This is a genomic window from Clostridium disporicum (assembly GCF_001405015.1).
Taxonomy (GTDB): domain Bacteria; phylum Bacillota; class Clostridia; order Clostridiales; family Clostridiaceae; genus Clostridium; species Clostridium disporicum_B.
The window spans coordinates 141,563-155,974 of sequence record NZ_CYZX01000007.1; the positions used below are offsets into that span (position 1 = coordinate 141,563).

12 protein-coding genes are annotated in these 14,412 nt (G+C 28.6%); 8 read left to right on the forward strand and 4 right to left on the reverse strand.

All coding sequences use genetic code 11. The features are described from left to right. The first annotated feature begins 15 nt into the window (after positions 1 to 15). The 3 genes from ARA56_RS06520 to ARA56_RS06530 all read left to right on the forward strand — a co-directional run bounded on the left by ARA56_RS06520 (position 16) and on the right by ARA56_RS06530 (position 3,299). Positions 16 to 1,482, forward strand: coding sequence for a leucyl aminopeptidase (locus ARA56_RS06520; RefSeq protein WP_423230664.1), 1,467 nt, complete (start codon positions 16 to 18; stop codon positions 1,480 to 1,482). A gap of 122 nt (positions 1,483 to 1,604) precedes the next feature. Continuing rightward, positions 1,605 to 2,234, forward strand: a complete 630-nt coding sequence (locus tag ARA56_RS06525; RefSeq protein ID WP_055264965.1) for a cysteine hydrolase family protein — start codon at positions 1,605 to 1,607, stop codon at positions 2,232 to 2,234. Positions 2,235 to 2,258: 24 nt separating this feature from the next. Then, positions 2,259 to 3,299, forward strand: a complete 1,041-nt coding sequence (locus tag ARA56_RS06530; RefSeq protein ID WP_055264967.1) for a M42 family metallopeptidase — start codon at positions 2,259 to 2,261, stop codon at positions 3,297 to 3,299. Between the two features lie 84 nt (positions 3,300 to 3,383). Here the strand turns inward: ARA56_RS06530 and ARA56_RS06535 are convergent, their stop codons facing one another. Further along, positions 3,384 to 4,115 (reverse strand): phosphatase, encoded by a 732-nt coding sequence (locus ARA56_RS06535; RefSeq protein ID WP_055264969.1) that lies wholly within the window; start codon positions 4,113 to 4,115, stop codon positions 3,384 to 3,386. Between the two features lie 243 nt (positions 4,116 to 4,358). Here ARA56_RS06535 and yaaA point away from each other — a divergent pair, with 243 nt between their 5' ends. Next, positions 4,359 to 5,129, forward strand: coding sequence for a peroxide stress protein YaaA (yaaA, locus tag ARA56_RS06540; protein ID WP_055264971.1), 771 nt, complete (start codon positions 4,359 to 4,361; stop codon positions 5,127 to 5,129). A 189-nt stretch (positions 5,130 to 5,318) separates the two neighbouring features. Beyond that, the gene (locus ARA56_RS06545; RefSeq protein ID WP_055264973.1) at positions 5,319 to 6,677 is read left to right on the forward strand and encodes an MATE family efflux transporter; all 1,359 of its coding nucleotides are present in this window, start codon (positions 5,319 to 5,321) and stop codon (positions 6,675 to 6,677) included. A 20-nt stretch (positions 6,678 to 6,697) separates the two neighbouring features. Here the strand turns inward: ARA56_RS06545 and ARA56_RS06550 are convergent, their stop codons facing one another. Then, positions 6,698 to 7,660 (reverse strand): hypothetical protein, encoded by a 963-nt coding sequence (locus tag ARA56_RS06550; RefSeq protein WP_055264975.1) that lies wholly within the window; start codon positions 7,658 to 7,660, stop codon positions 6,698 to 6,700. A 167-nt stretch (positions 7,661 to 7,827) separates the two neighbouring features. Between ARA56_RS06550 and ARA56_RS06555 the strand changes: the two genes are divergently transcribed. After that, on the forward strand, positions 7,828 to 10,017 hold the full coding sequence (locus ARA56_RS06555) for a DNA topoisomerase III (RefSeq protein WP_055264977.1): 2,190 nt from the start codon (positions 7,828 to 7,830) through the stop codon (positions 10,015 to 10,017). 39 nt (positions 10,018 to 10,056) lie between these two features. Here the strand turns inward: ARA56_RS06555 and ARA56_RS06560 are convergent, their stop codons facing one another. Beyond that, complete coding sequence (locus tag ARA56_RS06560) at positions 10,057 to 10,857, reverse strand: Cof-type HAD-IIB family hydrolase (protein WP_055264979.1); 801 nt, start codon at positions 10,855 to 10,857, stop codon at positions 10,057 to 10,059. Positions 10,858 to 10,947: 90 nt separating this feature from the next. Beyond that, positions 10,948 to 11,712 (reverse strand): DeoR/GlpR family DNA-binding transcription regulator, encoded by a 765-nt coding sequence (locus ARA56_RS06565; RefSeq protein WP_055264981.1) that lies wholly within the window; start codon positions 11,710 to 11,712, stop codon positions 10,948 to 10,950. A gap of 423 nt (positions 11,713 to 12,135) precedes the next feature. On the opposite strand from ARA56_RS06565, the gene secD reads away from it, so the two are divergent. Then, positions 12,136 to 13,389, forward strand: a complete 1,254-nt coding sequence (secD, locus tag ARA56_RS06570) for a protein translocase subunit SecD (RefSeq protein ID WP_055264983.1) — start codon at positions 12,136 to 12,138, stop codon at positions 13,387 to 13,389. Positions 13,390 to 13,393: 4 nt separating this feature from the next. Beyond that, complete coding sequence (secF, locus tag ARA56_RS06575; RefSeq protein ID WP_055264985.1) at positions 13,394 to 14,269, forward strand: protein translocase subunit SecF; 876 nt, start codon at positions 13,394 to 13,396, stop codon at positions 14,267 to 14,269. The last annotated feature ends 143 nt before the right edge of the window (positions 14,270 to 14,412 follow it).

Sequence of the window (14,412 nt, forward strand, 5' to 3'; positions counted from 1 at the left end):
AATAAAGGAGGAATAATTATGAATATAAGTATCAAAGATGTATCATTTGAATTTGTTGATGGTTTAATAATACCTACTTTTGAAGATGGAGAAAATAATTCTGCTGAATTAGATAATATATTAAAGATATCTTCGTTTAAAGGTAAAGAGGGAGAAATATTCTACATTACAGAGTTGAAGGAAAAAGTAAAATATAAGATATTTGTTGGCTTAGGAAAAAAAGAACTTCTAAATGGAGAAGTATTAAGAAATGCAATGGCAAAAGCTGCAAAAAAAGCAAAAGAATTAAAAATAGAAAGAATAGGTATAGAGTTTTTCAGAACTGATAAGATATGTGTGGGTGGAAGAATAAAAGGGATAACTGAAGGAGTTAGACTAGCTCTTTATAGTTTTGATAAATATAAAGAACAAAAAAGTCAGTATAATCCAGAGGTTTATATTTCAGGAGTTCCAACTGAAAAGTTATCAAAGGCTACTGAAAGATTAGAAGAAGTTAATAATATAGTTGATGGTGTAATTAAGGCTAGGGACCTTATAAATGAACCAGCAAATGCTATGTACCCAGAAAGCTTAGCTGATGAAGCTATCAAAATTGGAGCAGAATCTGGTTTTGAAGTTCAAGTATTTGATGAAAAAGAATGTAAAGACTTAGAAATGAAAGCATTCTTATCTGTAGGTATGGGATCTTCTAGAAAACCAAGACTTATAGTTATGAGATATATGGGAGACAATGAAAATAGCGAGGTATTAGGACTAGTAGGTAAAGGTCTTACATATGATTCAGGTGGATACTCATTAAAACCATCTAACTCTATGGTTGGAATGAATGGAGATATGGGTGGTGCAGCAGTAGTAATTGGGGCTATGTCTGCTATAGCAAAAAATAAATTAAAGAAAAATGTAGTTGCGGTAGTTGCAGCTTGTGAAAACCTTGTTTCTGGAGAAGCTTATAAACCTGGAGATATTATTGGATCAATGGCTGGAAAGACTATAGAGGTGTTAAATACTGATGCAGAAGGAAGATTAACACTTATAGATGCTATAACTTATATTATTGAAAAAGAAGGAGCAACAAAGGTTATTGATTTAGCTACTTTAACAGGAGCAGCGATAGTAGCTTTAGGAAATTATACAACTGCATTAATGACTAATGACGAAGACTTTTATGATGATTTTATGAGAGCAGCAGATGTTACTGATGAAATTTTCTGGAGAATGCCAACATTTAAACATTATAGAAAGCAAATATTAGGAGAAAAAGCAGATCTTAAAAATGTAGATCCAAATGGAGCAGGTACAATTGTTGCAGGAATGTTCTTAAAAGAATTTGTACAAGATAAGCCATGGATTCATCTTGATATAGCAGGAACTTCAGATACAAAAGCACCTATTAGTGAGTATATAGTAAAAGGTGGTACAGGTACTCCTGTAAGAACTTTATATTACTTAGCTAAAGGATCATGTGGATGTCATAAAAAATAAGATAGGTATTTTAGGAACTGTGTTATACAGTTCCTATTTTTATTTAGATGCTTTTACTTAGAATAATAATTTGGTACTATATATAATATAAGGAAAAATTATAAGAGTAGGAGGGAAAAGTTTTGAAAGAAATAATAGAAGAGTTAAACCTGTTACCTATAGAATTAAAATCATTACCTTTAGAAAACACAGCTTTAATAGTGGTAGATATGGTTGTAGGATTTGTAGAAGAAGGAATTTTATCTTCTCCTAGAGTTAAAAATATGTCTACTAATCTATTAGAATTAAATAATAGAACTAAAGGATATAGTAAAGTTTATTTTGTTGATTCACATAATGAAGATGCAGAGGAATTAAAAGCTTATCCATCACATTGCATTGTAAATACTAAAGAAGAAGAGTTGATAGATGGATTAAAAGAATCTGTAAGTGAAGATGAAACTATTAGAATTATAAAGAAAAATAGTACTAATGGATTCCATGCACCAGAATTTAAAAGTTGGTTAGATGGAATAATTGACAAAGTAGATAACTTTATTGTTGTTGGTTGTGTTACAGATATATGTGTGCTTCAATTTACGTTAACATTAAAGACATATTTTAATCAAATGAATCTAGGCAAGAGGGTATTAGTTCCAGCTAATTGTGTTGAAACTTTTGATATACCAGGGCATCCAGGTGATGAGATGAACTTATTTGCTTTATCTAATATGAAATCAAATGGTATTGAAGTAGTATCAGAGATTATTTAATAAATTACTAGGGAGGAAATGTAAATGAGTACAAATTATAGTGTTAATAAAGATTACTTATTATCTACAGCAAAGAAGATACTAGAGTTTAATTCACCGACAGGTTTTTGTTTTGAGATAATGGATAAGATAGAAGAACTTGTAGGAGAGTTTGGTTATAAATTCGAAAGAAACAACAAAGGTGGAGGAATTATAACTATTGAAGGAAGTAGTGATGAAAGAGTAATCGGGTTATCTGCACATGTAGATACTTTAGGTGCTATGGTGAGATCAATAACTAAGTCGGGTACTTTAAGATTCACTTTAATCGGAGGGCCTATTGTACCAACTTTAGATGGTGAGTATTGTAAGATTAGAACTAGAGATGGTAAAGTTTATGATGGTACTTTTTTAAGCACAAGTCCTGCAGCTCATGTATATGAAGATGCTACAACTAAAAAGCGTGATGCTAATAATATGGAAATAAGAATAGATGAAGTTGTTAAAGATAAGAGTGATGTTGAAGCATTAGGAATAGCTCCAGGAGACTTTGTATTTATTGATCCTAAAACTACTATAACTGAAAGTGGATTTATTAAATCGAGATTTATAGATGATAAGGGCAGTGTGTCGGCATTAATGGCATTATTAGAAATGTTCCATAGAGAAAATATTACGCCTAAATATAAAACAAAGATATTAATATCAAACTATGAAGAGGTTGGACATGGAACATCATATATTCCAAGTGATATTACAGAGATGATTGCAGTGGATATGGGCTGTATAGGAGAAGATTTAAGTTGTACAGAATATGATGTTTCAATATGTGCAAAAGATTCTGGTGGACCATATGATTATAATATGGTGACAGATTTGGTTAATTTAGCTAAGAAAAATAATATTAGCTATGCGGTAGATATATATCCAATGTATGGTTCAGACGTTGGCGCTGCATTAAAAGCAGGAAATAATATAAGAGGAGCTTTAATAGGACCAGGAGTTCATGCATCACATGGAATGGAAAGAACCCATTACACAGCGTTGGAGAATACAATAAAGCTTCTGACATTATATCTTATATAAGTATAATAAAAAATGGAGTTGCGTAAGTAACTCCATTTTTATTAAAGATAATTTTTAATATTTATAATAGTTGGTGAAATATGATTATAAATCAGATAATCTACCTTTAGATTTTAGATGAGCTATTAGTTTATCAGGATCATTCATAATAAGCTCTTCTGGCATCTCTATTTTTTTAAATAATTCTATGCCTTTTTCAAAGTTACCTATAGCTGTGTTTATATGAGCATCTGAAGTTAAGATGACTTTAGTACCATGTTTTTTACAAAGTCTAGCTATAGTTTCACAGTTTACATCGCTTCCTTTTCTTGAGGAACCCATAAGAGAACTGTTATTTATTTCAATCATAATATTTTTTTCTTTTGCTTTTTTTACTACTGTTTCATAGTCTAGTACATAATTAGGATTCCCTAGGTGCCCTAAAATTTCCACTTTTTCATTTTTATCTAAAGTATTTAAAATAGCAGATGTTTTTTCTTCTTTCGATAAAGTCATTGGGAAAAGAGGTTCATGAAAAGAAGCTATCATATAATCTAGACATGTAGTTAAGTCTTTTGGCATGTCTAAGTTACCATCGACATCTAATATATTAGCTTCGCATCCTTTTAAGATAGTAACATTATTTATAACTCTTGGAACTGCTTTAAGATTTCCAAAGTACCAATAGTGTGGTGCACCAGGCATTTTTGGACCATGTTCAGATGTTCCAAGGATTTTTATTCCGTTTTTAGAGCAATGGTCTATATTTTCTAGCAATGTTGAGTAAGCATGACCACTTACAATAGTATGTGTATGCAAATCAGATGAATAGTTCATATATTTCTCCTTAGTATATAAAGTATTATTATATAAGTAGTATATAAACAATCAAAAATAATTTCAACTTATAATAAGTTATAAGAACTTTAAAAGTTATCAAAGTAAACATATACATCTGTTGAATAATATATAATGAGTATATTATAAGTTTTATTTTAAACATATTTAAAATAAAAAAATAATTGATAATAGTTATTGTTTAATATAATATATAATTAAAAAAATTAGGGGAGAGATGTTATGTTAATGATAATTTCTCCTGCAAAAACTTTAGATTTTACTAAAGAAAATAAAGCAGGATATAGTTCAAATACGATTTTTAATAATGAAATAAATGAGTTGGTGGAAGTATTAAATAAATATAATATTGATGAGTTAGCTTCACTTATGAAGATGTCAGAAAAGTTAGCAGAAGAAAACTATAATAGATATCAAAAATTTTTTACTGATGAGATAGCTTGCAAAGAAGCATTGTTAGCATTTGATGGGGCAGTATATAGAGGAATAGCTTCTGAGAGTTTTGATAAAAAAGATTTAGAATTTGCTCAAAGTAATTTAAGAATTTTATCAGGGTTATATGGAATTATTAGACCGTTAGATATGATAAAGGAATATAGATTAGAAATGGGAACTAAAATTAAATTTAAGACTTACCGTAATTTATATAATTATTGGGAAGATAAATTAACTAAATTTATTTTAGAGGAAATAGAAAAATCTTATGGAGACAAGGTTCTTATAAATATAGCTTCTAATGAGTATAGCAAAGTACTTGATTTAAAGGAAATAAATAAAGTATACAAAGTGATAAATGTTGAATTTAAAGAAAAGAAAGGAGAAGAATATAAAGTAGTAGGAACATATGCTAAGAAGGCTAGAGGATTATTAGTTAACTACATTATAAAAAATAAGATTACTAATGTTGAAGATATTAAACTATTTGATAAAGATAATTATATATTAAATAACGAACTTAGTAGTGATACAGAACTTATATTTACAAGAGGATAGGTTAAGAAGATCCTATTAAAAAAACGAAAGATACAGTTAAAGCTCTTTTACAAATTAAAAGGGCTTTATTTTATTACAAAAGTATATTTGAAATTTCAAAATATGAAAATAAACTTTAAGAAAATCTTAGCAAAATACTAAGATATGTATTATAATAACTAAAGAAAATTATTTAAAGGGGAAAATGAAATGTTGATTAGCAAAGAAAAGAACTTCTACAAACTTATTATGAGTATAGCTTTGCCGATTGCTGTACAAAATTTAATAAACTTTGCAGTTGGTATGATAGATACAATGATGCTTGGATCGTTAGGAGAAATTCAATTATCAGCAGCTGCTATAGGAAATAATTTATTTTTTATTCTTATGGTTTTAATGTTTGGACTAGCTGGGGGATCTAATATTTTAATATCACAATATTGGGGAAAAGGTGATGTTAAAAGCATACATAAAATATTGGCATTAATGTATAGAGTATGTATTGTAATTACATCAATTTTTATAGGAATAGCAATGTTTATTCCGAGTATGTTTATAAAGCTTTATACTTCTGATATTAATGTTATTGAAGCAGGAAGTGCTTATTTAAGGATAGTGGCTATAGGATACATATTTTATGCAATAACTAACTGTACGATTATGATACTACGCTCGGTTAAAACAGTTAGAATATCACTAGTAGTGTACACTGCATCGCTAGTAGTTAATGCTTTCTTTAATTGGGTATTCATTTTTGGAAAGCTTGGAGCGCCGGCATTAGGAGTAAAAGGTGCAGCTATTGCCACAGTTATTGCAAGGATAACTGAATTTACTATTGTAATGTGCTTCATGGTATTCTTTGAAAATAAGATAAATTTAAAAGTAAAACATTTATTAAAAGTAGATAAGGTAATATTAAAAGATTATATTGCTAATTGTACGCCAGTTTTATTTAATGAATTACTTTGGTCTAGTGGATCTACTATGATATCTATAATAATTGGTAGACTTGGAACTGAAACAGTTGCAGCAAATAGTATAAGTAATGTTGTATTTAATTTTGTAACTGTATTTATTTTTGGACTATCAAATGCTACTGCAGTAATTATAGGTAATACTATTGGTGAAGGTAAAAATGATAAAGCCAGAGAGTACGCAAGAACAATAGGTGTATTAAGTGTGCTAATGGGAATTATGGCAGCTATAGTGATTCAAATAATTAAGCCATTTGTAGTTGATTTTTACAATGTATCAGAGTTAACAAAAAGTATAGCAATCGACTTAATGTCTGTAACATCTATAATTGTTATATTCCAGTCATTAGGAATAAACCTTATGATGGGAGTACTTAGAGGTGGAGGAGATGCTAAATTTGTATTAATAAACGATATTATATTTATGTGGGTTGTAGCTATACCTTTAGGCTTTATAGCAGCATTTATTTTAAATTGGCCAGTAGCTGTGGTGTTTTTTATAGTTAAAAGTGATGAGATAATTAAGTCAATTATAAGTGTTATTAGAGTTTTTAGTGGTAAGTGGGTTAGAAATCTTACGCGAGATTTTGCATAAAAAATAGGCCGAGATATGGCCTATTTTTTATTTTCAGTACATTTGGTTAGGTTTTTAGATAAGTCACTTATAAACTGATGGTAATTTGGGAGTTGCTTTACAAGTAGTTTTATTTCTAAAACTTGAATTTCTATTTCTTCAAGTTTTTCTTTAAAAGTGTAAGAATCGCTTTGTTGTAATTTTAATAATTGAGACCGTATATTAGAAATAGAACTTTGTAGAGATGTAACTAAGTTATATACTTCCTGCCAATCTTTTTCAAGTTGAGAGTTAATTTTTTCAGTAATATTTATATAAGTTAGGACATTAGAATATTTATCTACTATTTTTTCGCCTTCATTTATAGTATCTATTATATTGTTAAAAGTAATCTCGCCATTCTTATATTTCTTTATGAAATAATAAATAGGTCCAGAAATGACGAGTGTAAAAAAGCTACTTAAAACTTTTACTATGTTGTTTTGAGATGATATAGAATTGCTTATATTTGAAGACGTTTTAGATGTTGAATCAGTTTTAGCAGCAATAATAGTACTTAGTTTACCAAGTATATTATTTTGGATTTCATCACTTTTCAAAACTTTATCCTCTAATTCTTGAGATAAAGGTAGAGTAGGTGGGTTTTCAAAAAAGTCATTATTTATATTTTCGTAGTCGTTTAAATAATTAACGATTTCTACTTTGTCGGAGTTTGTTATAGTACTATTAGACAAAAGTTCGTCGAGAGTGTTATATGCAGATTCTAAAGAAGTTGAATACTGATTTTTAAAGTTTTCGCTACCGGTTAATAGAAAAGATTTTTGAATATGAGCTAAATTAATTATATTTGTACTGTAACTATTCAGAGAATCTATTTCAGATTTTCGTGATTGTAAATTATCTACACTTGAAGAAATAGAATCATTACTTGATACTATATAAATATTTAATCCAAGTAAGAAAATAATAATAATTGATAATGTAATAATTATAAATTTTTTCATTATATTCACCTATATTATTTTTATATAATTTATGCTGTTCTTTAAATTCAAGTGAGAAATTTTTATTTTATAACCTCCAAGTAAATTTTCTTTATATATAATATAAATATGATTTACTGCAAAGTATGATATAATATAATAAAATTCCTAAGAGAAAAGGAGATAATATGAGCAAAATACTAGTTTTAGCAGAAAAACCATCTGTAGGAAGAGATATAGCAAAAGTATTAAAATTGAATCAAAATAAAGGTTCATATATAGAAGGAAATAAATATATAGTAACTTGGGCTATGGGACATTTAGTTGGCCTTATGGATCCAGAAGGATACGATGAGAAATATAAGAAATGGGCTATGGAAACATTGCCTATGTTGCCTAAGCATATGAAGCTTACTGTGCTTAAAAAGACTGGAAAGCAATATAATGAAGTAAAAAAATTAATGAATAGAGAAGATGTTTCAGAAATAGTTATTGCAACTGATGCTGGAAGAGAAGGAGAATTAGTTGCAAGATGGATAATAGAGAAAGCTGGAGTAAGAAAGCCAATTAAGAGATTGTGGATCTCATCACAAACTACTAAGGCTATATTAGAAGGGTTTAATAACTTGAAGCCAGGTAAAGAATATGAGAATCTTTATAAGGCTGCAGTTTGCAGAGCTGAAGCTGATTGGCTTGTAGGATTAAATGTAACTAGAGCTTTAACTTGTAAGTATAATGCACAGCTTTCAGCAGGAAGAGTTCAATCACCAACACTTGCAATGATAGTTAATAGAGAAGAAGAAATTAAGAATTTTAAACCAAAGGATTATTTTACAATTGAAGGTAATTCTGATGGGATAACTTTGAATTGGGTTAATAATGATAATAATGGAAGAATTTTTGATGAGGAATATGCTAATAAGGTATTTTTAAATATAAATAATCGCATTGGTGAGATAACTAATATAATAGAGAAGGATAAAAAACAATTTTCACCGGCATTATATGATTTAACAGAACTTCAAAGAGATTGTAATAAATTATGGGGCTTCTCAGCTAAACAAACACTTTCAATAATGCAGAGGTTATATGAAAATCATAAGATTTTAACTTATCCGAGAACAGACTCAAGATATATTTCTACAGATATAGTTCCTACTTTAAAGGATAGGTTAAATTCTGTTGCTATCGGTGAGTATAGAATAGTAACACAAGAGTTAATGAAGAGCAAAATAAATGCACATAAAGGATTTGTAGACAATTCTAAAGTAAGTGATCACCATGCTATAATACCAACTGAGGAAAAACCTAATCTTTCAAATTTAAGTTCAGAAGAAAGAAAGGTATATGATTTAGTAGTTAAAAGATTTTTAAGTGTAATGTTACCGCCATTTGAATATACTCAAACAACAATTGAAGCAAAAGTAAACGGAGAAAGACTAATAGCTAAAGGTAAAATTATAAAAGCTAAAGGATGGAAAAGGGTATATGATAAGGAATTAATTGATGAAGAACATGGGGAGGATATAAAAGAACAAGTTTTACCTAAAATTAATATAAAAGATAAAATAACTATTACCAAAGCTAATATTAAAAAAGGACAAACAAAACCACCGTCAAGATTTACAGAAGCTACATTATTGTCTGCTATGGAAAATCCACAAAGATTTGTAAATGTAAGTGGTGAAGAGGCGAAAACTCTTAATGAGACAGGGGGACTTGGTACCGTAGCAACTCGAGCTGATATTATTGAAAAGCTATTTAATTCTTTTGTAATAGAAAAGAGAGGAAAGGAAATTTATCCAACATCTAAGGGAAAACAATTAATAGAATTAGTGCCAAATGAATTGAAATCGCCAATTTTAACTGCAAAGTGGGAGAAGAAGCTAGATGAGATAAGCAAGGGTAAATCTGATGCACATGAGTTTATAAGAGAAATGAAAAATTATGCTACAGCTTTGGTAGAAGATGTAAAAAGTGATAATAGTAAATTCGTTCATGATAATAAAACAGGTAAGAAATGTCCTAATTGTGGAAAATATCTTTTAGAGGTTAAAGGAAAAAATGGAACTATGAATGTTTGTCAAGATAGAGCGTGTGGTTATAGAGAGAATGTAAGTAGAACTACAAATGCTAGATGTCCTGAGTGTAAGAAAAAATTAGAGTTAAGAGGACAAGGAGAAGGTCAAATTTACGTTTGTCCAAATACAAATTGCAGTTTTAGAGAAAAAGCTTCAGTATTTAATAAAAGATTTGGTTCGAAATCTGATAAAGTTAATAAAAGAGAAGTTAATAATATAATGAAAAAAATGAAAAAAGAAGCTGAAGAGGATATAAATAATCCATTTGCAGATCTTTTAAAGGGGTTTAAAAGCTAGAATATAGAAAATGGACCGGATATTCCGGTCCATTTATAATTAAGAATTTAAAATTATGTCAATGCATTCGTGAACAAAATCTACAGTATGATTAGCATGTGCTTTTACACCATCTTCTACATGATTAAAAGTGAAACTATTATCTGTTATATTAAACATAGATATATCGTTATAGGAATCACCTATGGTATACAAATTATTTGCATCCCAATTTTCTATTTCGATTATCTTCTTTAAGCCAGAACCTTTACTGCAATCTTTCCCAACCATATCAACAAATGCTTGATTTCTAAATATTCCATAAGACTCGCCGAAAGTATCTAATAACTGTTCTTTTAATTTTTCGGCATTATCATTGTTGCTTGATTTAGAAAATATACTTATTAAATTATATTCTCTTTCTTTTGAAAATACTTCATCTTCGTTGTTGATATTTTCAAAAGTTCCTAGGAAATCTTTAAATTCCTTATTGCAACCGGTGTAAAATATAGAACTGGTATTTTCATAAGTTACATACATTGCAGCATCTTTATGGCTATTATTTTTATAAATATCATCATAAACAGATTTTACAACATTATGAGGCAAAGTATTTTTATATATTTGATTAAAATTATTATCTAATATAAGAGCGCCATTACAAAGTACTAAGTAATCAAATTCTATTTCTTTGTTGTCTTTAAAAATTGATTTAATACCTTTTATATCTCTTCCTGTAGAAACAATAAATTTATGGCCTTCTTTTCTAAGTTTTTTTATAGCTTCTATATTATCTTTCCTTATAAAATTTTTCTCGGTTTCAACTAAAGTTCCATCTAAATCGCAAGCTAAAAGTTTCATAGTATTCCTCCAAAAGTTTAATAATATACCATAAAATATTATAGCATTGAAAAGTAGATGCCAATTTCATTTTTTGAAAAGAATGTTATTTTACAAAATTATAATATTATTTTCATGTAATATATCTACAATATCTATAGAAGGCAATGAATCAGTTATAATACCGTTTATAGATTCAATATTTGAGAACTTAAAGTTGCCATCAGTATTAAATTTAGTTTGTTGCATAACTAAAAAAGCTTTTTTGCTAGACTTTATAATAGCGGTTTTAGTTAATCCGTCTTCTATTTCAAAAGTAGTAATACTTTTATCAAAAACATCGATACCACAACTACCTATAAAAGAAATATCAAATTTATATTTTTCTATGAAACTTATAGCCGTAGCACCAGCAAATCCATTTAGGCTTTTGTTTAAAAGACCACCTGTAGCTATTACTGTAACATTGTTTTCAGTTGAAGATAATATATTTATAATATCTAACATATTTGTTACTACAGTAACTCTTTTATTACTTTGAGACAACAATTTTGCAATAAGCATATTTATAGTGGATAAATCTAAAAAAATAGTTTCTCTATCTTTAATTAAATTAAAAGCTTTCTCGGCTATTTTGCTTTTAATAGAAACATCTGTTTTGCTACGCTCGATTGTGTCGTATTGAGTTGTTGATTGACGAACTTTTATAGCACCACCATAAGTTCTTTTTAAATGGCCTAGATTTTCAAGGTGTTTCAAATCTTTTCTTATACAATCTTCAGTAACATTAAAATGCTGGCTAAGATTTTTTACTTTAATCTTTCCTTCTGAATTCAATATATTTAATATTTGATCTAATCTCTCTTCTGCAAACAATTTAACTCCTCCTATCTAAATAGTATTTTAAATGAAATAACGATTAAAAACAAGTTTAAACAATTTAAAATGATAATAAGAAATATAAAGTAATAATAAATAATATTTAGTATGTATAGTAAAATTAGTTCTAGATACAGGAGGTATAAAGTGTATAAAAGAAGTTTATAATATGTTGGCAGTTTATAGAGCAATTATAAGTACTAGTATTTATTTAAAAAATGGCACTATTCGGTAGTGGTTATAGTATAAAAATAGCAATAAATAAGATAAAAAGTGAATTTTATCTATAAAATTAGAAAATATGATGTTATTCAAGGATTTAATTGGTATACTTGGTATTAAAGATTACAACAAACTTGATATTAAGTCATATACATAATATAATTAATGTGATATGAAAACGTAAAGAGGGGGAAGAAAATGAAAAAAGGTAGAAGTGCAACACTATTTATATTAGCCGTTATTATTATAATATCATTAAGTTTTGCTGGTTTTAAAGGTGTTGAAATTGGAGGATGGGAATTTAAATCTTTCGATAAAGCAATTACTAAAGGTTTGGATCTTCAAGGTGGAGTTTCTGTATTAATGGAGATAACAGATGAAAACTTATCTAAAGAAGATTTAGATAATAACCTAGAAAAGACAAAACAACTGTTAGATTTAAGAGTTAATAAACTTGGAGTTGCAGAAACAACAGTTACTGTTGAAGGTGATAGAAGAATAAGAGTAGATATTCCAGGACAAGTAGACTCTAAAGAAATAGTTGAATCACTACAAAAAACAGGTAACCTAACCTTTAAAGATTCAGAAGGCAATGAAGTTCTTAATGGTAAGGATGTAGAAGAAGCAAGCGTTATGACAGATAGTACTACAGGTAAGCCAGTTGTATCATTAAAATTAAATGAAGAAGGTAAACAAAAGTTTGCTGAAGCTACAGAAAAGAATTTAAATAAAACAATTTCAATTTATATGGATGAAGATTTAATATCTAGTCCAGTAGTTGAATCAGTAATATCAGGTGGAGAAGCTGTGATATCTGGTAGTAAGACTATAGATGAAGCTAAAAATTTAGCAGGACTTATAAATTCAGGAGCGCTTCCAGTAACTTTAAAAGTTGCTTCAATTGAAAATGTAGGAGCTCAATTAGGAGCAGAAGCTATGCCTAATGCTATGAAAGCAGGAGCAGTTGGTATTTTATTAATATTTATATTTATGATATTAAACTATAGAATGTTAGGAGTAATAGCTTCAATAGCATTAACACTATATACAACTTTAGTGTTAATAGTATTTGTAGAGGCGAATGTAACACTTACATTACCTGGTATTGCTGGATTCTTATTAACTATAGGTTTAGCAGTTGATGCCAATGTATTAATATTTGAAAGAATAAAAGAAGAAATGGCTAAAGGTATTTCAGCTAAGAGTGCTGTAAAATCAGGATTCCACAATGCATTAACATCTATTATTGACTCTAACGTTACAACTGTTATTGCAGCATTAGTTCTTTACTTCATGGGAACAGGGCCTGTAAAAGGATTCGCTGTTACATTGATGATAGGTATAGTGTTAAGTATGTTTACAGCAATTTTTGTAACTAGGAAGTTAACAGAATGGGCAATAAATATGGGGATGTTAAGCAAACCATGGCATTTTAAGGTTAAGAGGGGGTAAAAAGATGACAAAGATAGTAGAAAAATCTAAAATTTGGTTTTCAATATCCCTTATAGTAATAGTAGTTGGTTTAGGATTTATGTTAACTAAAGGGTTAAATTTCGGTATAGATTTTAAAGGTGGCACAAAGTTAGTTATTGACTTTGGAAAAGAATATAATAAACCAGAAGTAGATGAAGTAGTTAAAGCAATTGTACCAGATGCTGTAACTAAAACTGTAGAAGATACTCAATATGAAATAAAAGATAGAGATTTAGATGAAACAAAAACAACAGAACTTTTTGATAAGTTAAAAGAAACTTATTCATTAGAAGATACAGCACTATTATCACAAACTCAAGTAGGAGCTAGTGTTGGAAGAGAGTTAACAAGAAATTCGATAATAGCATTATTTGTTGCTTGTATAGCAATGCTTATTTATTTAGCTATAAGATTTAAAATGGATTATGGTATTGCAGCAGTAATTGCATTATTACATGACGTGTTAATTACTATATCTGTGTATGCTATATTTAATATACCTGTTAATACTCCGTTTATTGCAGCGATATTAACTGTGGTAGGATATTCTATGAATGATACAATAGTAATATTTGATAGAATCAGAGAAAATACTAAAACAATGAGAAGAGCTACATCAGCTGAAATTGCAGATAAGAGTATATCTCAAACATTAGGAAGATCAATTAAGACTACTATAACTACATTATTCGCTATAGGAGCTGTAAATTTATTCGTACCAACAGTAAGAGAGTTTTCATTCCCTCTTTTAATCGGTATAACAGCTGGAGCATACTCTTCAATTTTTATAGCATCACCAATATGGGTTAAACTAAGAGATGGAAATAAACATAAAAATAAAAGAGGAAAAGTTGCATAATTAGGGAAAATAAGAAGGGGCTGTCTCTGAAATGATTTTTAAAATCATTTCAGTAGACGGTCTTTTTATTTTTTATTCATATATTTATATGAAATTATTTCTAAATGAACAAGTTTTTTGACACGACAAATAGGAGGTTATAA